This window comes from Kitasatospora sp. NPDC101155, assembly GCF_044768305.1.
GTDB lineage: Bacteria > Actinomycetota > Actinomycetes > Streptomycetales > Streptomycetaceae > Kitasatospora.
Genome location: NZ_JBIWPN010000007.1, coordinates 199,941 through 218,847 on the forward strand (window position 1 = coordinate 199,941; position 18,907 = coordinate 218,847).

An 18,907-nucleotide genomic window follows, 5' to 3' on the forward strand; every position below is an offset into this window, starting at 1 on the left:
GACGATGCTGTCAGATTCGATCCAGGAACGGAAGGGACTTGCGCGAATCAAGTAAGTGATGAGCAAATTCCTTGCATTGGCAGCATCCCCGCCGGGGGCAGGCCGCCAAAATGCCGTGCACACTTCACAACTTCGGCCTCACCACACTCCTTTGACCAGGGAACTTCTCTTTCTCGAATTTCCACTCGGGATCGTGAACCCGCGAAACCACCGCATCCGTTGACCCGGGCAGTCCGGGTAGCCACCGCCCACAGGGGGACGCCGTATGACGCAGCACCAGGCCGCCGACACCGCCCTGACGACCACCGGCCCGATGGTGGCCGTGACCGATCTCCGGCGCAGCTTCGGCACCGGCGAGCGGACCGTCCACGCCCTGCGCGGCATCAACTTCTCGATCGAGCGCGGTGAACTCACCGCGCTCAAGGGCCGGTCCGGCTCCGGCAAGACCACCCTGCTCAACCTGGTCGGCGGCCTGGACGCACCGACCGGCGGGAGCATCGCGCTGGACGGCATCGAGCTCGGCGGGCTGGACGAGGACGGCCGACTCGCCCTGCGGCGGGAGCGGATCGGATTCGTCTTCCAGTCCTTCGGACTGATCCCGATGCTCACCGCCGCCGAGAACGTCGGCGTGCCGATGCGACTGCGCAAGGTCCCGCCGGCCGAGCGCGAGGAGCGCGCGCACACCCTGCTGGCCCTGGTCGGCCTGGCCGGCCACGCCAACCAACGGCCCGGCGAGCTCTCCGGCGGCCAGCAGCAACGCGTCGCCATCGCCCGCGCGCTGGCCAACGACCCCGGCCTGATCATCGCCGACGAGCCCACCGGACAGCTGGACTCGGAGACCGGCCGCTCGATCATGGAACTGCTGCGCGCGGTGGTCCGCAGCGAGGGCGTCACGGTCCTGGTCGCCACCCACGACCCGACGCTGATGGGGCTCGCCGACCGGGTGATCGAGCTCCGCGACGGGCGGATCGTCGAGGAGGAGTCGGCGGAGCAGGCGGCGTAACGGCGGTGGGCCTGGCGGGGGCGGGCCCCGAGGTGCCGGACCTGGTGGCCGTCGGACCTCGGGGCGCTGGGCCCGACGGCCGTCGGACCTCGGGGCGCTGGGCCTGCCGACGCTGTGGGTCTGGGCCACCGAGCGGGTCACCATCACCTGCTCGACGGCCGCCGCGAACTCGTCCAACGGCGCCGGGTCCTCACCGTCCCACCGACTGAACAGCACGACGTTCCCGTTGGAGCGGTGGGTGAGCTTGAGGATCGCGAACAGCCCGTCGTAGAGCGGTTCCCACGGGCCGCTGTGGTCGGCCAGGAAGGCGCCGAAGTTGTTCAGCAGCGCCTCGAAGTCGCCCGGCCGCTTGACCAGTTCGCCCCAGGGCCAGGCGATGCTGCTGAGCCAGACCCGCGGCGGCGGCTGCGGCACGTCCGCCGCGAAGTGGCAGCGCAGCACCACCCCGAAGTTCCCTCCCCCGCCACCGGTGTGGGACCAGAAGAGGTCCTGTTCGGGCGAGTCCCGCGCGTCCTCACGGTGCACCTTCGTCACCACGGCACTGCCGCCCCGGACGGTGACCACCTCGACCTGGACGAGGTGGTCCACGGTGAGCCCGTGCCGCCGGGAGAGCACACCGACTTCGTCGCCGCAGATGTGCCCGCCCGCGCCGACCGAGTAGCAGGACCCGGCGGGCAGGGTGCCGGCGTGCTCCCGGAACAGCGCGGTGCAGACGTCCCGGTTGGTGGCGCCGCCCTCGACGCAGCACGTGGGCCGGCCGTACTTGTCGGTCGACGCCGCCACGCCGCACATCGTGCTGAGATCGAGGATCACGCCCCGGTCGTTGTCGACGAAGCCCTCGTAGCAGTGGCCGCCGCCGGGGACGGTCGGACACAGCCCGCGGTCCAGCACCCGGTTCAACTCGGCCACCGCGTCGGCCTCGTCGCCCACCCGCCGGATGCAGGCGGGTCGGCTGTGCCAGCGCCGGTTGAAGCCCTGACTCAGCGTCTGGTAGCGCGGATCGCCGGGCCGGATCGGCTGACCGGAGAATTCGTGCCGCATGGCCTTTCCCCACTTTCTCTGGTTCGAGGAAGCCTGGCGAGCCGGACGCTAACACGGGTATTCACTTGTGGGAATCCATTTACGAATTAGTGTGACAGTCCGCCATTTTCGGTAAATCCGTCGACGGTTCGCCGATGCTGTCCCCGAGGGGCGTGCGGGACGTCGATTGTCAGTGGCGTCGACTATGGTCACCGACGACTCCACAGAATCCGTTCCGAAGGAGATTCGATGACGATCCTCTGTCGCCTTGTCCGCGCGACCCGGGGCCTCGGCCGGAGAACACGCCTGTGGTGGCCGGCGGAGCCGCCGACCACCACAGCCCCGGCCTCAACGGCCGGGCGTTCGAGGGGAGATCCCTCAGACCGCCGGGAAGATCTCGGCGTCCGGCTTCAGCAGCTGACCGGGCTGCGGCGCGGTGCCGTCCACCAGGTAGCGGGTGACCAGCGCGTTCAGCGCCTTGCTGCGGCCGACGGCGCAGTGCTCGATCGAGTCGACGCTGACCAGCACCGCGTTGCCCAGCTCCTGCTGCATCCGCTGGGCGAACTTGTACTGGGTGGCCGGGTCGTAGAGGTTGCCGATCACCATGACGGTGTTGGAGGTCTTCTTGTTCCACGGGCCGCTGAAGCGCTCGGCGTCCCGGGCCGGGGCCGGCCAGCTCGCGCACGCGGGGGCGTCGAAGGCCTGGTAGCGGCCGAAGGTCGGGGACTCCTGCTCCCAGACCCGGGCGGCGTTGGCGAACACCCGGTCGTTCGACGGGTACGGCTTGTCCTGGCAGTTGACGCCCATGTAGGAGTCGTCAGCGGTGTACTCGGAGTCCGCCGGGGCCTCACGCAGCGCGCGTGGGAGGTTCACCGTGAGCTGGTTGGCCTCGCCGTCCGGGACGTTCGCCTTCGGGGCCAGCAGGGCGGCCGCGGCCGGCTTCTGCATCACCTGGTAGGTGGCCTGCAGCGACTTCGCCAGCGGAGCCAGCTTGGCCTGCGAGTACAGGGCGCCGGCCACCTCGCTGGTGAAGCTGCTCAGGGTCACCTGGGACCCGTTCGACAGCGTGATCGGGCTGGTCCGCAGGTGGTCGCGGAGCTCGTCGAACTTGGCGCGGGTGTCGCCGTCACCGAAGGCGCAGCGCGGAGCGCCGGCAGCCTGGCAGCGCTTCAGGAACTCGTCCAGGGCCAGCTCGAAGCCGCCCGCCCGCTGGCGGTCGTACTCCAGGCCGTTGTGCAGGCGCAGGTTGGGGTCGACGTTGCCGTCGATGATGATCGCGCGCACCTTGTTCGGGTACATGTTCGCGTAGGTCGAACCGATCAGGGTGCCGTAGGAGAATCCGGCGAAGGTGAGCTGGGAGTCGCCGACGGCGCGGCGCATCCGGTCGAGGTCGCGCACCACATTGATGGTCGACATGTGCTCGATCAGCGGGCCGGCGTTCTTGCTGCACGCGTCGGTGTAGTCCTGGTCCGCATCCAGGGTGTCGGCGATCTCGGCCTTGGTGACCGGCACGCCGACCATGCGGTTGTTGACCGCGTCGGCCTCTTCCTGGGCCTTGAAGCACTTGAGCGGGTTGCTCCGGGCCACACCCCGGGGGTCGAACCCGACCAGGTCGAACTTGGACTGCACCTCGGCGCCGAAGCGGGTGGTGGTCGCCCACATGTAGCCACTGCCGCCCGGGCCGCCCGGGTTGAGGAACAGCGAGCCGATCCGCTTCGACGGGTCACTCGCCCGCCGCCGCATCATGGCGATGCCGACCTTCTCGCCCGACGGGTTGTCGTAGTCCAGCGGCACGGGATAGACGGCGCAGTCGTAGATGCCGGGGTCCGGCTTGCTCGGGTCCGGGTTGCACGGCTTCCAGTCGACAGGGTCGACCTTCGCCTCGGCGGCCGCGGCACCCGGTGCCTGGTCGAACGGCACGGCCGACGCGGCGACGGCGGTACCGGTGACAAGGGCGAGCGCGCAGGTGACCGCTCCGGCCAACGTGGATATGCGGGACAAGGAACCTCCTCCGTACTGAAAGGGCGGCCCCAGCCTGTCAGCCGGAGATCTCCGTGGGAAGACCTCGAAGCAGCGGAAATATTTCGGACTTCACATCATGGACGGTCAGAACATTCTGTGAATGAACCGACTTGACGGTTGATTGACCTGATGGTGGTTCATCCTCGCTGGTTCTCCCAGATGGTTCTTCCGCATCTACGGCCGGCAACCGCCGACCGAGCCTCAGGTCTCCCGCGCTGCCCGCGACCCGGGGTCGACCGCCGCTATTCGGCGATCGGCCGCGACAGATTGTCCTCGGCGACCACCTGGTAGACCGCGTTCAGCGTCGGCGGGCCGACCAGGTCCTTGATCCGCTCGAAGCGGCGCTCCTCGACCGGGCCGAGCTTCTCCATCCACGCCTGCATGGACTCCGGCCCGTGGTCGCCCTCGATGAGCGCGATGGTGATGATCTCCCGCGAGTCCTCCAGCGCGGTGGCGCTGATCACCCGGGTGCGCGGGTCGTCCGGGAACACCTCGTCCGGGATCCAGGCCTTGCGGAACTCCCCGTACTCCACACCCTCGTTGAGCTTGCGCACCATGACGGCGACGAGCTGCATGACATCCTCCCCCAATGTATTTCTTGCAGCGCAAGAAGCTGACGTCGACTATTGTTTTCTTGCACTGTAAGAGTTGTCAAGGCTCGACCGGTGCCACCCCACAGGGCCACCCCTAGACCCAGGAGGAGCAGATGCCGGGCCGACGCACACGCCCGAGGACGGGTCTGACCCGCGAGAAGATCATCGACGCCGCCCTCGCCTACGTCGACGAGCACGGCCTCACCGCGCTCTCCAACCGCAAGCTCGGCGCAGCGCTCGGCGTCGAGGGCATGACGCTCTACTACTACGTACCCAGCAAGGCCGCCCTGCTGGACGGCATGGTCGAGCGACTGCTGGAGCTGTCCGCCGGGGACCTCTTCGCCGAACCGAGCGGCCCCTGGACCGACGTGGTCCGGGAGTTCGCCGTCGCCCTGCGCCGGCTGCTGCTCGACCATCCGGCCATGCTCACCGTGCTCGCCACCCGCCCGGCCGCCACCCCGGCCGCGCTCACCCTGCTCGAACGCGGCATCGCGGTGCTGCGCGAGGACGGCGTTCCGCTGGCCGACGCGCTCAATGTGCTGAACTCCGTGGTCCGGTGGACCCTGGGGCACACCCTGGGCGAGGTCGGCGAGACGCCCCACCACGAGGGCACCGAGCCGCAACCCGAGCAGTTCGCGGACCTGGACCGGGACACCTACCCCCATCTGGCCCAGGCCTTCGCCACCGGCGAGGGCCTCGATTCCGAGCAGTGCTTCCACCGCACCCTCCACATCCTGCTCGCCGGCTACGCCGCCGAGTTGGAGCTCGCGAAGGGAGCGGGCCCGTGACCGGCTAGCCCCCGTTCGCGCCGCGCAGGGCGGCCGCCACCAGGCCCTGGATCTCGTCCGTCCCGGTCTCGCCACCGCCCACCAGGCGGTCGAAGACCAGCCCGTCGATGCAGGCCAGGAGCGTGGCGGTCCGCCCGTCGGGGTCGGTGACGCCCTGGGTGGCGAGGAACGCGCGGACGACGGCCCGTCCCGCGTTCTCACGCGGCACGAGGATCTCCCGCAGCTCCGGGTCGCGCACGCTCTCCACCGCGCAGGCGTAGCGCGCGAGCGACCGCCGCCGCCCCTCGCCGGCCAGCCGGTGGCGCACCAACTCACGGATCCCCTCGACCAGTTCATCCGCCGACCGGACCACCACCCGCTCCTCCCCCATGGCCTGCAGCTCGCCCTGGTCCAGCTCGACCAACCGCCGCACCAGGGCGGTGAGCAGCGCCTGCCTGGTCCGCAGATAGGCGGAGGTGGTGCCGATCGGCAGACCGGCCGCCGCATCGACCGCCCGGTGGGTCAGCCCCCGCACGCCCGCGTCCGCCAGCACACCGATCGCCGCGTCCGCCAGCACGGTCCGCCGATCCGGACGCCCCGCCCGACCAGCGCCACCCTGCCCCTGCTCCTCATCTCGCTGCATCCCCCCTTTCTACCGGCACCGGCCCCCGAACCGCCCACCCCGGTGACAGAGGGCCACAGAAGGGGCCGTGCCGCAGAACCGCGCCGCAGGACCACGCCGACGGCGCCCGCCCCGGGCCGCCGCAACGGCACCGCGCGCGGCCGCCTCCGCTGCGCACCGGGCTGCCTCGCTGACGGCGGCCTTCCCCCACCCCGAGCCGAGCCGCCACCCACCGAGCAACCCGCCGGGCATCGACGGCCCCTCGCAGCGCCGGAGAAGCCCACCCCACCCGTCCGGACAGGCCCGTAGTACGCTCCTTCTACAGATGTAGAAGACAGCACGGCAGCACGGGAAGGACCGGGCATGAGCAGAAACAGCGCGGTGGTGATCGGGGGCGGGATCGGCGGGTTGGCGGCCGCGATCGGGCTCCGGCTGGCGGGGTGGGACGTGACCGTGGTCGAGCGGGCGGCCGTCCTGGACGATGCCGGGGCCGGGATCTCGCTCCACGCCAACGGCATGCGGTCGCTCGGGATCCTCGGGGTGGGCGAGGCCGTCGAGGCGGCCTCGCGGCGGCAGTACACCGGTGGGACGTGGACGCCGGACGGCCGCCGGCTCGCCATGATGGACGGCAAGGCGCTGGAGCGGGAGCTGGGGGCGCCGATCGTCGGCGTCCCCCGGGCGGACCTGCACCGCATCCTGCGCGAGGCGCTGCCCGCCGAGTCCCTGGTGATCGGCGCCGAGGCGACCGAGATCGACACCTCGCACCCCGCGCGGGTCACGGTGGGCTACGACGACACCGCCCTGGAGGCCGACCTCCTGGTGGCGGCCGACGGCATCAACAGCCGGATCCGGCGCCGCCTCTTCCCCGCTCACCCCGGCCCGTTGTACAGCGGTTCGACGGTGCTGCGGGCGATCACCGAACGCCCGGTCGACGGACTGGCCTCCGATTTCGAGCTGACCTGGGGCCACGGCGCCGAGTTCGGCCACATCGCCTTCCCGGACGGCCGGGCCGAGTGGCACGCCGTACTGAACGCCCCGGCCGGGGTGCGCTACCGGGACTCGCTGGCCGAGGTGCGCCGCCGCTTCGCCCGCTGGCACGACCCGATCCCCGCGCTGCTGGCCGCGACCCGCCCGGAGGACGTGCTGCACCACGACGTCAACGAGCTGGTCACCCCGCTGCCCTCCTACGTCTCGGGCCGGATCGCCCTGCTCGGCGACGCGGCGCACGCCATGACGCCCCACCTCGGCCAGGGCGCCTGCCAGGCCCTGGAGGACGCGGTGACCCTGGCCGCGGCGGTCGCCGAGGGGCGGACGGTCGAGGGCGCGCTCGCCCGCTACGACGCGGCGCGCCGTCCGCGCAGTCAGACCGTCGCCAGGGACGCCCGCCGGGCCGGCCGGATGGGCCAGCAGCTCACCAACCCGCTGGCGGTGGGCCTGCGCAACGCCGCGATCCGGCTGACCCCGCCCGGCGCAATGATCCGGACCGTCCTGAAGCACGCCGACTGGACACCGCCCCGGATCGCTCCCCGTGCCGCCTAGGCAAGGTCCGCCGCACTTATTTGACCGGCAATCTGATTAGGTGCCATATTACTTCCATGACGCCGCACCACGAGGTCGATCCGGCCTCCCCGACCCTCGACCAGGCCCGCCGCCAGATCGCCCGCTACGGCCTGACGGCCGATCCGCAGGCAGTCCTGGTCGCGGCCCGGCTGATGGCGGCGGGCGCCCGGCTCGGCCAGGCAGGCGAAGTGCACTTCGGCCGCTTCGGCCTGTCCACCGGCCGCTACCGCCTGCTGTCCGACCTGGAGGACCACGGCGGCGAGAAGTCGCCCTCCCAGCTCGCGGCCAGCCTCGGGGTGTCCCGGGCGACCGTGACCGGACTGGTCGACGGCCTGGAGCGGGAGGGCCTGGTGGCCCGCCGCCCGTCCACCGAGGACGGCCGGGGCAATGTGGTGATCCTCACCGCACGCGGTGCCGACAAGCTGCGCGAGCTCGCACCCGAGCACTTCGCCCGGATGCAGTCGCTGGTCGGTGGCCTCTCCGTCGAGGAGCGGGCCACCTTCCTCGACCTGCTGGCGCGGATCGTCGCGGGCATCGACGCCCTCACCGAGGACTGACCCACCCACTCGAAGGCGGGCCGAGGCGGCCCGCCTTCACCCGGCCCCAATAGTTAGGTACCTAAGCACAAATACTTAGGCTCCTAATCAGAACCCGGGGCAATCAGGACCAGCCCAATCAGAACCAGCCAAGGAGCACCCGTGAGCAAGAAGGCACCCGGCGCACCCCCGCCCTTCGTCCTGTGGCGGGAGGTCCTGACCGCCTACGCCATGCCGGCCGTGATGGCCGGCCTCGGCGGAGCGGTCACCCGGCAGCCGCAGCTGGTCCTCGCCGCGCTGACCACCATCGGCGGCACCTCCGCCACCGTGGCCGCCGCCCTCGGCGCCGCACTGCGCCGCCGCCCCGCCCGCACCCGGCCCGCCCGGACACCCCGCGCCCTCGCGGCCGCCGGGCTCGGCCTGGCCGCCGCGGCACCCGCCCTGGCCCTGGGCCTCGCCGCCGCGCACTGGCTCCCACAGTTCCCGCCACTCGGCGACAGCCCCTGGCCGCACCGGTTGCCGGTCGACCTGCCGGTCTCCTCGGCGATCGCGGCCACGATCATCACCTGGCGCTGGCGCGGCAGCCTTCCCGCCCGGGAATCGCAGCACCGACTCCACTCCGCAGCCCGACCCGAAAGGCAGACGTCATGATCGTCATCATGGGCGCCGGTGGCGCCACCGGGGGCGCCACCCTACGCAGCCTCGCCGCTCTGGGTGCCCCGAGCCGCGCGCTCAGCCGCGAGCCCGCCCGGCTGGCGGCCGAGCTCGACGACCGCACGCTCGCCCGCACCGAGACCGTCGCGGCCGACGCCGCCGACCCGGACTCGCTGCGGGCGGCCTTCCGCGGCGCGCACCAGCTGTTCCTCACCATGGCGAACGGCCCGCACCAGGTCCGGCACGAGCTGAACGCGATCGACGCGGCCGTCGCCGGCGGCGTGGAGCACATCGTCAAGGTCTCCGCACCTGCCGCCGAGGCGGACTCCCCCGTCGCCGTCTCCCGCGGCCACCACCTGATCGAGGAGCGCCTGCGCTCCTGCGGCGTCCGCGCCACGATCCTGCGCCCGTATGCCTTCATGCAGAAGCTGCTGCTCCTGGCCCCCGGCATCGCCGCTGCCGGGGTGGTGCACGGCGCGATGGGACGGGCGCGGTGCAACTACGTGGACGTCCGGGACATCGGCGACGTCGCGGCCGAGGTCCTCACCCGCCCGGAGCTCGGCGGCGGCACCTACCCGCTCACCGGCGGGCGGGCGTACAGCCACCCGGAGCTCACCACCCTGCTGGGCGAACTGCTCGGCCGACCGGTCCGCTACCTCGACCTGGCCCCGGCCGAACTGCACGCCCACCTGACCGGCCGGGCCGGAATGCCGGACTGGCTGGCCACCCACGTGGTCGAGATCCACCAGCTGGCGGTGGTCCGCAAGGAGTCGCCCGACGACACCTTCACCCGCCTGGTCGGGCACGCCCCGCGCACCCTGGAGGCCTTCCTCGGCGAGCACCTGCACCGCTTCCGCTGAGCACCCCGTCGGCGTGGCGGGCCGGGCCCGAGGCCGAGACGCCGGGCCCGTCACCCGGAGGGAGCAGCATTCACTGTGGCATGGATCACGATCGAAAATCTGACCTGACGATCCGTCAATTTGAATGACGCGTCGTCACATTAGAGTGTCACGGCCTCAGTTGTTGACTGATTGAACGTCAGATTCGGTCATTCCAGCCCCAGTTGGGCCGAGTATCCGCTCCTGCCGGGCCGTGAGGCCGGGGCTACTATCGGTCGGGTTGTCCGCTCCGGCCCCGGAGTGGGGTCACCCGGTCAGGCGGTGCTCCCACCGCCCCAGGGGCCGGGCATCGGTCGGAACGGGGCGAGGACGAGGAGCGCACGGGCTGCCATGACTGCTGAACCGATCCACCCGGAGCAGTACGCCGAGCCGTCGCAGGCCGAGCCGCAGCACGCGCTGTTCCCCGGCCGCCCGGCCGCCGGCCCGCGCACCCTGGTCGACGTCCTGGACGCCACCGTGCGCGCCCACCCCGACGAACCGGCCCTCGACGACGGTGGCACGGTGCTCAGCTACCGCGCCCTGGCGGCCGAGGTCGAGCAGCTACGCCGGCGGCTGGCCGCCGCCGGCATCGGCCCGGGCGACCGGGTCGGCGTCCGGGTGCCGTCGGGCACCAACGACCTGTACGTCTCGATCCTGGCCGTGCTCGCCGCCGGGGCCGCCTACGTCCCGGTGGACGCCGAGGACCCGGACGAGCGCGCCCAGCTGGTCTTCGGCGAGGCCCAGGTCGCCGCCGTCCTCGGCGCCGAGCGGGTCCTCACCACGACGGGCACCCGCGAACCCGGCGGCGGGCGCCGCCCCACCCCGGCCGACGACGCCTGGATCATCTTCACCTCCGGCTCGACCGGCAAGCCCAAGGGCGTCGCCGTCACCCACCGCAACGCCGCCGCCTTCGTCGACGCCGAGGCCGCGCTCTTCCTCCAGGAGGAGCCGATCGGCCCCGGCGACCGGGTGATGGCCGGCCTGTCGGTCGCCTTCGACGCCTCCTGCGAGGAGATGTGGCTGGCCTGGCGACACGGCGCCTGCCTGGTGCCCGTCCCCCGTTCCCAGGTGCGCAGCGGCGCCGACCTCGGCCCCTGGCTGGCCGAGCAGGAGATCACCGTGGTCTCCACCGTCCCCACCCTGGCCGCGCTGTGGCCGGCCGAGGCGCTCAACGAGGTCCGGCTGCTGATCTTCGGCGGCGAGGCCTGCCCGCCCGAGCTGGTGCAGCGCCTGGTCACCGAGGGCCGCGAGGTGTGGAACACCTACGGCCCGACCGAGGCCACCGTGGTGGCCTGCGCCGCGCTGCTGACGGGCGAGGGGCCGGTCCGGATCGGCCTGCCGCTGGACGGCTGGGACCTCGCCGTGGTGGACGAGGCCGGTCGGCCGGTCGCCTCCGGCGGCACCGGGCAGCTGGTGATCGGCGGGGTGGGCCTGGCCCGCTACCTCGATCCGGAGAAGGACGCCGAGAAGTACGCGCCGCTGCCCTCGCTCGGCTGGGAGCGGGCCTACCGCAGCGGCGACCTGGTCCAGGCCGATCCGGCCGGCCTGCTGTTCCTCGGCCGTACCGACGAGCAGATCAAGCTGGGCGGCCGCCGGATCGAGCTCGGCGAGGTGGACGCGGCCCTGCAGGCGCTGCCCGGCGTGGCCGGTGCGGCCGCGGCCGTGCGGACCGCGCGCGGCGGCAACCAGCTGCTGGTCGGCTACCTGGTGGTCCAGGACGGCTTCAACCGCGAGCAGGCCGTCGAGCGACTGCGCGCCGAGCTGCCCGCCGCCCTGGTGCCGCTGCTCGCCCCCGTCGACACCCTGCCCACCCGCACCTCCGGCAAGGTGGATCGCAACGCGCTGCCCTGGCCGCTGCCCGAGCTGGAGGCCGCCGGGCCGAACGAGCAGCTGTACGGCACCGAGGCCTGGCTCGCCGAGCAGTGGGCCGAGATCCTCGGGGTTCAGGTCGGCAGTGCGCGCGACGACTTCTTCGCGATCGGCGGCGGCAGCCTGGCCGCGGCCCGGCTGACCACCCTGCTGCGCACCCGCTACCCGAGCGCCGCCGTGCTGGACATCTACCAGCACCCGACGCTGCGCAAGCTCGCCCGGCACCTGGAGCGCACCGCCGCCGACGGCGGCGAGGCCCGTACCGTCACCCTGGTGCCGACCCGGGCCAAGCTGCTGCAGTTGCTCCTGCTGATCCCGTTGTTCACCGTGGTCGGCCTGCGCTGGACGGTCGCCCTGCTGGCGGCCGGAAACCTGCTCTCCCACCTCGGCGACTACCCGTGGGCGCCGACCGCGTCCTGGTGGGCGGTCGGCGCGGGCGCGCTCGCGCTGTACAGCTCGCCGGGCCGGCTCGCGATCGGGGCCGGTGGCGCCCGGCTGCTCCTGCGCGGCCTGCGCCCCGGCAGCTACCCGCGCGGCGGCGCCGTGCACCTGCGGCTGTGGGCGGCCGAGCGGCTCGCCGAGCTGAGCGGCGCGACCGAGTTGTCCGGCGCCTGGCTGATCCCCTACGCCCGCGTGCTGGGCGCCAAGGTCGCGAAGGAGGTGGACCTGCACTCGCAGCCGCCGGTCACCGGGATGCTCAAGCTGGGCCGGGGCTGCGCCGTGGAGGCCGAGGTCGACCTGTCCGGCTACTGGCTGGACGGCGACCGGCTGGAGGTCGGCCAGGTCAAGGTCGGCGCCGACGCCGTGGTCGGCACCCGTTCGACGCTGCTGCCCGGTGCCCGGGTCGGCAAGCGCGCCCAGGTGCTGCCCGGTTCCAGCGTCACCGGCCAGGTGCCGACCGGACAGCGCTGGGGCGGCGCGCCCGCCGTCAAGCTGGGCCGGGCCGAATGGTCCTGGCCCGAGGAACCTCCGGTCCGACGGCCCGCCTGGGCCGCGCTGTACGGCGCCGGCGACGCCGTGCTCGGCCTGCTCCCGGTGGCGCCCGCCGTGGCCGCGCTGGCCGTGCTCTCCCGCTTCGTCGACCAGGGCGCGGCCCTCGGACCGGCGCTCGGCGGCGCGCTGCTCGGCCTGCTGCCCGCCACCCTGGCCTTCGGCGCGGTGTACGCGGCGCAGCTGGTGGCGCTGGTGCGGCTGCTGAGCATCGGCCTGGTGCCCGGGGTGCACCCGCTGCAGGGCCGGGTCAGCTGGCAGGCGTGGACCGTCACCCAGCTGATGGACCGGGCCCGCGAGGTGCTGTTCCCGCTGTACGCCGGGCTGGTCACCCCGCTGTGGCTGCGGGCGCTGGGGATGCGGGTCGGCCGGGGGGCGGAGGTGTCCACCGTGCTGGCGCTGCCCAGCCTGACCACCGTCGGGGACGGCGCGTTCCTGGCCGACGACACCCTGATCGCGCCGTACGAGCTGGGCGGCGGCTGGATGCGCCTGGGCGAGGCGAAGGTCGGCGAGCGGGCCTTCCTCGGCAACTCGGGGATGACCGCGCCGGGCCGCTCGGTGCCCAAGCGGGGCCTGGTCGGCGTGCTCTCGGCGACGCCGGAGAAGGCGAAGAAGGGCAGCTCGTACCTGGGCATGCCGCCGATGCGGCTGCCGCGCGCGGCGGACCAGGCGGACCAGAGCCTGACCTACGAGCCGCCGGCCCGGCTGCTGTGGGCGCGCGGGCTGGTCGAGGTGGGCCGGCTGGTGCCGGTGCTGGTCTCGGGGGCGCTGGGCCTGGTGACGGCGGCCGCGCTGTCCTGGCTGGCCGGTTCCTGGTCGCCGCTCGCCGCCGCCCTGCTCTCGGGCCCGGTGCTGCTGGCGGCGGGCGGCGTGGCCTGCCTGGTCGCGGTGGCGGCCAAGTGGCTGCTGGTCGGGCGGTTCCGGGCGGTGGAGCACCCGCTGTGGAGCGGCTTCGTGTGGCGCAACGAGCTCGCCGACACCTTCGTGGAGGTGCTGGCGGTGCCGTGGCTGGTCGGCGCGGTGCCGGGCACCCCGGTGCTGAACCTGTGGCTGCGGGCGCTCGGCGCCAAGGTCGGGCACGGCGTGTGGTGCGAGAGCTACTGGCTGCCGGAGGCGGACCTGGTCACCCTCGGGGACGGGGTCAGCGTGAACCGGGGCTGCGTGGTGCAGACGCACCTCTTCCACGACCGGATCATGCGGATGGATACTGTGGTCCTCCGCGAGGGCGCCACCCTGGGCCCGGGCGGGATCGTGCTGCCCGGCAGCACGGTGGGCGCGCGCAGCACGCTAGGCCCGGCCTCACTGGTGATGCGCGCCGAGTCCGTCCCCGCGGACACGCGGTGGCTGGGCAACCCCATCGAGGCGTGGCAGACCACGCCTTGACCACCCCTCCGACCGCCCCTCTCGGCACGACCCCCCGTCCCGGCCCGCAGGAAGCGCCCGCGCCCGTGAAGCCCAAGCACGTCCCGCCGGCCGCCGGCGGCCCGGACCCGTACTTCCCGAGCAGCGGCGACCACCGCTACCGGGTGCACCGTTACGAACTCGCGCTGGACTACCGGCCCGGGCCCAACCGGCTGGCCGCCTCGGCCCGGCTGAGCGCGGTGGCCGACGCGGCGCTGGCCGAGTTCGCGCTCGACCTGGCCGAGTTCCGGATCGGGCGGGTGCTGGTCGACGGCAAGGCCGCCCGCTACGCCCACCGCGGCGGCAAGCTGCGGATCCGCCCGGCGAAGGCGCTCGGAGCGGGCGCGGCCTTCACCGTCGAGGTGCACTACACCGGCAACCCGCGCCCGGTGCGCAGCCCGTGGGGCGGCCTGGGCTGGGAGGAGCTGACCGAGGGCGCGCTGGTGGCCAGCCAGCCGATCGGTGCGCCGTCCTGGTTCCCGTGCAACGACCGACCCGCGGACAAGGCGACGTACCAGCTGGCGGTCACCACGCCCTCCCCGTTCACCGTGGTGGCGAGCGGACGGCTGCTCACCCGGACCACCCGGGCCTCCAGCACCACCTGGGTCTACGAGCAGAGCGCGCCGACCTCGCCGTACCTGGTGACGGTGTCGATCGGGCACTACCTGCCGGTGCAGCTGGCCGCGCGCCCCGACACCCCACGGCCCGGTTACGTGGCGCAGACCGGGTACGTGCCGCAGCCGCTGGCCGAGGCCTTCACCCGGGACTTCGCCCGGCAGCCGGAAATGATGGCGTACTTCGCCGAGGTCTTCGGGCCGTACCCGTTCGGCGAGTACGCGGTGGTGGTGGCGGACGAGGAGCTGGACGTCCCGGTGGAGGCGCAGGGCGTGGCCACCTTCGGCACCAACCACCTCGGCGGCGGCTGGGAACGCGAGCGGCTGATCGCGCACGAGCTGGCCCACCAGTGGTTCGGCAACAGCGTCTCGATCGCCGACTGGCGGCACATCTGGCTCAACGAGGGCTTCGCCAAGTACGCGGAGTGGCTCTGGTCCGAGCACGCCGGCGGCCCGGCCGCGGCCGTGCACGCCGCCGCCGCGCACCGGCTGCTGACCGGGCTGCCACAGGACCTGCGGCTCGGCGACCCGGGCCGCAGGCTGATGTTCGACGACCGGCTGTACCAGCGCGGCGGCCTGGCGGTGCACGCGCTGCGGCGGGCGCTCGGCGAGGACGGGTTCTTCGCGATGCTGCGGGACTGGACGGGCATCAACCGGCACGGCGTGGTCGCCACCGCCGACCTGCTCACGCACGCCTCCCGGTACACCACCGCGCCGCTCGGCCCGCTGTTCGAGGCCTGGCTGGAGCGGCCCGAGCTTCCGCCGCTGCCGGGCTAGGGGATTAATCCCGCAGGTCCGTGGCCCGGCTGGGCTACTGTCCGTCCATGTCGATGAGTTCAGACGATCAGATGACCGACCAGCTCGACGAGCTGCTGCCCACCACCCGCCGCGCCCTGCTGCACCGCATCGCGGTCGCCCAGGCCGAGGGCCGTACCCCCTCGCTGGTCGCCGGGGTGGTCCGGGACGGGCGGCTGGTGTGGAGCGGCGCCCGCAGCATGATCGACGGGCACGCGCCGACGCCGGACGTCCAGTACCGGATCGGCTCGCTCACCAAGACCTTCGTCGCCGTGCTGGTGCTGCGGCTGCGCGACGAGGGCCTGCTGGACCTCGACGACCCGCTGGCCCGCCACCTGCCGGGCACCGCGGCCGACGGTGCGACCGTCGCCCAGCTGCTCGCGCACGCCGGCGGGCTGGCCGCCGAGACGCCCGAACCCTGGTGGGAGCGGACGGAGGGCTCGCTGCGGCCCGAACTCGGCGACCTGCTGGAGCGGGAGAGCCCGCTCAAGCACCCCGCCGGGCGGCGCCACCACTACTCCAACCCCGGCTACGCGCTGCTCGGCGCCCTGGTGGAGAAGCTGCGCGGCAAGCCCTGGGGCGAGACGCTGCGCCGCGAGGTACTGGCGCCGCTCGGCATGGACCGCACCACGCTGCTGCCCGAGCACCCGCACGCCGGGGGCTTCGCCGTCCACCCGTGGGCCGACGTCATGCTGCCCGAACCGCTCACCGACACCGGCCTGATGGGCCCGGCCGGCCAGCTCTGGTCCACCGGCGCCGACCTGGCCCGCTGGGCGGCCTTCCTCGCCGCCGGCGACGACAAGGTGCTCAGCGCCGACACCCTCGCCGAGATGCGTCGGCCCGCCGTCGGTCCGGACGACGCCGCCTGGACCTCCGGCTACGGCTTCGGCCTGCAACTGCGGCGCCACGAGGGCCGGTTGCTGCACGGCCACTCCGGCTCGATGCCCGGCTTCACGGCCGGCCTGTGGGTCAGCGAGGACGACGGCCTGGCCGCCTTCGCCCTGTCCAACGCCACCAGCGGCGCCAACACCCCGCTGCTGGCCGCCCAGTTGATCACCATCACCGCCGAACACGAGCCCCGGCTGCCCGAACCCTGGCGCCCGCTGCCCGAGGCGAACGAGGACCTGCTCGCCCTCACCGGCCCCTGGTACTGGGGCGCCGCGCCCAACGCCCTGCGGCTGCGGGCCGACCGCGTCCTGGAGCTCGCCGAACTCGCGGGCGGCCGCCGGGGCTCGCGCTTCCGGCCCCAGTCGGACGGCACCTGGATCGGGCTGGACAACTACTACGCGGGCGAGACCCTTCGGGTGGTCCGGCGCGCCGACGGCACGGTCAGCCACCTGGACGTCGGCTCCTTCGTCTACACCCGCGAGCCGTACGGGCCGGCCGAGGTCGTCCCGGGCGGCGTCGACCCGCAGGGCTGGCGGGCGATCTGATCCCGCCGGACTCGGCCGTGACGGTGGTGTGACGGCGGGGCCGTGACGGCGGGACCGTGACGGTGAGGATGTGACCGCGGGACTGTGACTGCGGGGGCGCGCGATGCAGGTGCGCGCCCCCGTTGTCCACCCCGCGCGGACGACCGCCCGGTGCCCGGCAGGCGACCGACCGGCCACGCGTGGTCCCATTCAACAGCTGCACATCTGCGATCCGCCGGGCCGCAACGTGAATGCCAACCGACTTGGAGAGACATACGGGGACCGGTTCGCGTCCATGCCCAACGCCTGCGGGCCGGGACGGTGCCCTGGCAATTCCACGGCACCGCCGATCGTGCTGCCCTGGAGGGTCCGCCATGACCACCGTCCCCACGTACACTCCGTCCGCAGTCGCCCCCACCCACGACGCCCCGGCGGTCCCCGCGCCTCGCCACCAGCCGGCGCCGGCCGCCTACACCGTTACCCTCGCTCGCGACGAGGACGACGTCCGCGCCGCCCAGCGGCTGCGCCACCAGGTCTTCGCCGCCGAACTCGGCGCCGTCCTGCACAGCCCGGTCGCCGGTCTCGACGTCGACCCCTTCGACGAGTACTGCGACCACCTGCTGGTCCGCGAGGGCGAGACCGGCACCGTCGTCGGCACCTACCGGCTGCTGCGGCCCGAGGCCGCCCGGCGGGCCGGACGACTCTACTCCGACGGCGAGTTCGACCTGTCCGCGCTCGCACCGGTGCGCCCCGGCCTGGTCGAGCTCGGCCGCTCCTGCATCCACCCCGATCACCGGGGCAGCGGCGCGGTCATCAACCTGATGTGGGGCGGCATCGCCCGCTACCTCGCCGACACCGGCAACACCTGGGTCGGCGGCTGCTGCTCGATCGACCTGGAGGACGGCGGCGCCACCGCGGCCCGGGTCTGGGACACCGTCAGCGCCAAGCACCTGGCCCCCGAGCAGTACCGGGTCACCCCGCACCGCCGCTGGGACGCCACCGGCGTGCCGCGCGCCGAGCGCGGCGCCCTGCCCGCCTTGCTCCGCGGCTACCTGCGGCTCGGCGCCTGGGTCTGCGGTGAGCCCGCGTACGACCCGGACTTCGGCTGTGCCGACCTGTACGTGCTGCTGTCGCTGGAGCGCACCGACCCCCGCTACCTGCGGCACTTCCTGTCCGGAGCACCCTCCTCGGGCGCGTCGTCATGAGCGCCTGGCTGCCGACCGCACCTTGCCGGCCGGAGACCTGCCTGGGCGAACGCGCGCCGGAGGTCTCCCACCTCCGGCGGGCGCTGCGGCTGACCGCCTGCCTGACGGCGGTGCTGGCCGGGGTCGTGCTCTGCCTGCCGGTGCGGCTGCTGCCGTACGGCGCCCGGGACCGGCTGATCCGGCTCTGGGCGCGGGTGCTGCTGCGCTCCCTCGGGGTGACCGTCCACCTTGGGACGCCAGGGACGCCCGGGATTCCCGGAGTTCCCGTGCCGAGCGGGGCGGTCGGCGCCGGCGGGGCACTGGTGGTGGCCAACCACGTGTCCTGGCTGGACATACCGTTGCTCGCGGCCGGACGGCCCGGGCGGTCGCTGGCCAAGACCGAGGTCCGGCAGTGGCCGGTGCTCGGGCACCTGGTCGCCTGGGGCGGCACCGTGTTCCTGGACCGCGATCGGCTGCGGGCCCTCCCGGACACCGTGGCGACGGTGGCCGAGGTGCTGCGCTCCGGGCACCCGGTGATCGTCTTCCCGGAGGGGTCGACCTGGTGCGGGCGGGAGAGCGGACGGTTCCGGCCCGCGCTGTTCCAGGCCGCGGTGGAGGCTGGTGCCTCCGTCCAACCGGTGACGATCCGCTACCGGTTGGCGGACGGACGGCCGACCAGTGCGCCCGCCTTCGTCGGGGACGACGGGCTGCTCACCTCGCTCGCCCGGGTGGTCGCGGTGCGCGGGCTGGTCGCGGACGTCACCTTCCTGCCGCCGATCCCGCCGCCCGGGCCGCAGCCCACCCGGGCGGGGGCCCGGCGGGAGCTGGCCCGCGCGGCGCAGGCGGCGGTGGAGGGCATCCACTGACGGGGCCCGCCGTGGAGGCGGGTTAGAGGGGCTCCTCGAAGGCGTCTCGTACGGGGACCGTTGAAGGCGTCTCCTACAGGGACCCTTGAAGGCGCCCCTCGGTCGCGTCCCGCCGAGGTTC

14 protein-coding genes and 1 pseudogene are annotated in these 18,907 nt (G+C 73.4%); 11 read left to right on the forward strand and 4 right to left on the reverse strand.

The window, feature by feature from the left end:
- Window positions 1–265: 265 nt before the first annotated feature.
- Window positions 266–1,003, forward strand: coding sequence for an ABC transporter ATP-binding protein (locus ACIRYZ_RS13335; protein WP_402943045.1), 738 nt, complete (start codon window positions 266–268; stop codon window positions 1,001–1,003).
- Window positions 1,004–1,552: 549 nt separating this feature from the next.
- Here ACIRYZ_RS13335 and ACIRYZ_RS13340 read toward each other — a convergent pair.
- The 3 genes and pseudogenes from ACIRYZ_RS13340 to ACIRYZ_RS13350 form a co-directional block, all read right to left on the reverse strand.
- A pseudogene (locus ACIRYZ_RS13340) lies at window positions 1,553–2,044 on the reverse strand (FAD-dependent oxidoreductase); the annotation flags it as partial.
- Window positions 2,045–2,401: 357 nt separating this feature from the next.
- Window positions 2,402–4,024 carry an alpha/beta hydrolase gene (locus ACIRYZ_RS13345; RefSeq protein ID WP_402943047.1) on the reverse strand — a complete coding sequence of 541 codons (1,623 nt, stop codon included), beginning with the start codon at window positions 4,022–4,024 and terminating at the stop codon, window positions 2,402–2,404.
- A 263-nt stretch (window positions 4,025–4,287) separates the two neighbouring features.
- Window positions 4,288–4,620, reverse strand: a complete 333-nt coding sequence (locus tag ACIRYZ_RS13350) for a hypothetical protein (protein ID WP_402943049.1) — start codon at window positions 4,618–4,620, stop codon at window positions 4,288–4,290.
- A gap of 131 nt (window positions 4,621–4,751) precedes the next feature.
- Between ACIRYZ_RS13350 and ACIRYZ_RS13355 the strand changes: the two genes are divergently transcribed.
- On the forward strand, window positions 4,752–5,426 hold the full coding sequence (locus ACIRYZ_RS13355; protein WP_402943052.1) for a TetR/AcrR family transcriptional regulator C-terminal domain-containing protein: 675 nt from the start codon (window positions 4,752–4,754) through the stop codon (window positions 5,424–5,426).
- Between the two features lie 4 nt (window positions 5,427–5,430).
- On the opposite strand, the gene ACIRYZ_RS13360 is transcribed toward ACIRYZ_RS13355, so the two are convergent.
- The gene (locus ACIRYZ_RS13360; protein WP_402943054.1) at window positions 5,431–6,048 is read right to left on the reverse strand and encodes a TetR/AcrR family transcriptional regulator; all 618 of its coding nucleotides are present in this window, start codon (window positions 6,046–6,048) and stop codon (window positions 5,431–5,433) included.
- A 342-nt stretch (window positions 6,049–6,390) separates the two neighbouring features.
- Between ACIRYZ_RS13360 and ACIRYZ_RS13365 the strand changes: the two genes are divergently transcribed.
- From ACIRYZ_RS13365 to ACIRYZ_RS13405, 9 genes are all read left to right on the forward strand, one after another.
- Window positions 6,391–7,566 carry an FAD-dependent monooxygenase gene (locus ACIRYZ_RS13365; RefSeq protein ID WP_402943056.1) on the forward strand — a complete coding sequence of 392 codons (1,176 nt, stop codon included), beginning with the start codon at window positions 6,391–6,393 and terminating at the stop codon, window positions 7,564–7,566.
- Between the two features lie 56 nt (window positions 7,567–7,622).
- The gene (locus ACIRYZ_RS13370) at window positions 7,623–8,144 is read left to right on the forward strand and encodes a MarR family winged helix-turn-helix transcriptional regulator (protein ID WP_402943059.1); all 522 of its coding nucleotides are present in this window, start codon (window positions 7,623–7,625) and stop codon (window positions 8,142–8,144) included.
- Window positions 8,145–8,285: 141 nt separating this feature from the next.
- A complete protein-coding gene (locus ACIRYZ_RS13375) occupies window positions 8,286–8,774 on the forward strand; it encodes a hypothetical protein (RefSeq protein WP_402943061.1) in 489 nt (162 codons plus the stop codon).
- Window positions 8,771–9,637 (forward strand): NmrA family NAD(P)-binding protein, encoded by an 867-nt coding sequence (locus tag ACIRYZ_RS13380; protein WP_402943064.1) that lies wholly within the window; start codon window positions 8,771–8,773, stop codon window positions 9,635–9,637. Before ACIRYZ_RS13375 ends, ACIRYZ_RS13380 begins: the two co-directional genes overlap by 4 nt.
- Window positions 9,638–10,006: 369 nt before the next feature.
- Window positions 10,007–13,897, forward strand: coding sequence for a Pls/PosA family non-ribosomal peptide synthetase (locus ACIRYZ_RS13385; protein ID WP_402943066.1), 3,891 nt, complete (start codon window positions 10,007–10,009; stop codon window positions 13,895–13,897).
- A gap of 65 nt (window positions 13,898–13,962) precedes the next feature.
- On the forward strand, window positions 13,963–15,306 hold the full coding sequence (locus ACIRYZ_RS13390; protein WP_402943069.1) for a M1 family metallopeptidase: 1,344 nt from the start codon (window positions 13,963–13,965) through the stop codon (window positions 15,304–15,306).
- Window positions 15,307–15,377: 71 nt separating this feature from the next.
- Complete coding sequence (locus ACIRYZ_RS13395) at window positions 15,378–16,757, forward strand: serine hydrolase domain-containing protein (RefSeq protein WP_402943431.1); 1,380 nt, start codon at window positions 15,378–15,380, stop codon at window positions 16,755–16,757.
- A 353-nt stretch (window positions 16,758–17,110) separates the two neighbouring features.
- Window positions 17,111–17,941 (forward strand): GNAT family N-acetyltransferase, encoded by an 831-nt coding sequence (locus ACIRYZ_RS13400; RefSeq protein ID WP_402943071.1) that lies wholly within the window; start codon window positions 17,111–17,113, stop codon window positions 17,939–17,941.
- Window positions 17,938–18,786, forward strand: coding sequence for a lysophospholipid acyltransferase family protein (locus tag ACIRYZ_RS13405; protein WP_402943074.1), 849 nt, complete (start codon window positions 17,938–17,940; stop codon window positions 18,784–18,786). Before ACIRYZ_RS13400 ends, ACIRYZ_RS13405 begins: the two co-directional genes overlap by 4 nt.
- The last annotated feature ends 121 nt before the right edge of the window (window positions 18,787–18,907 follow it).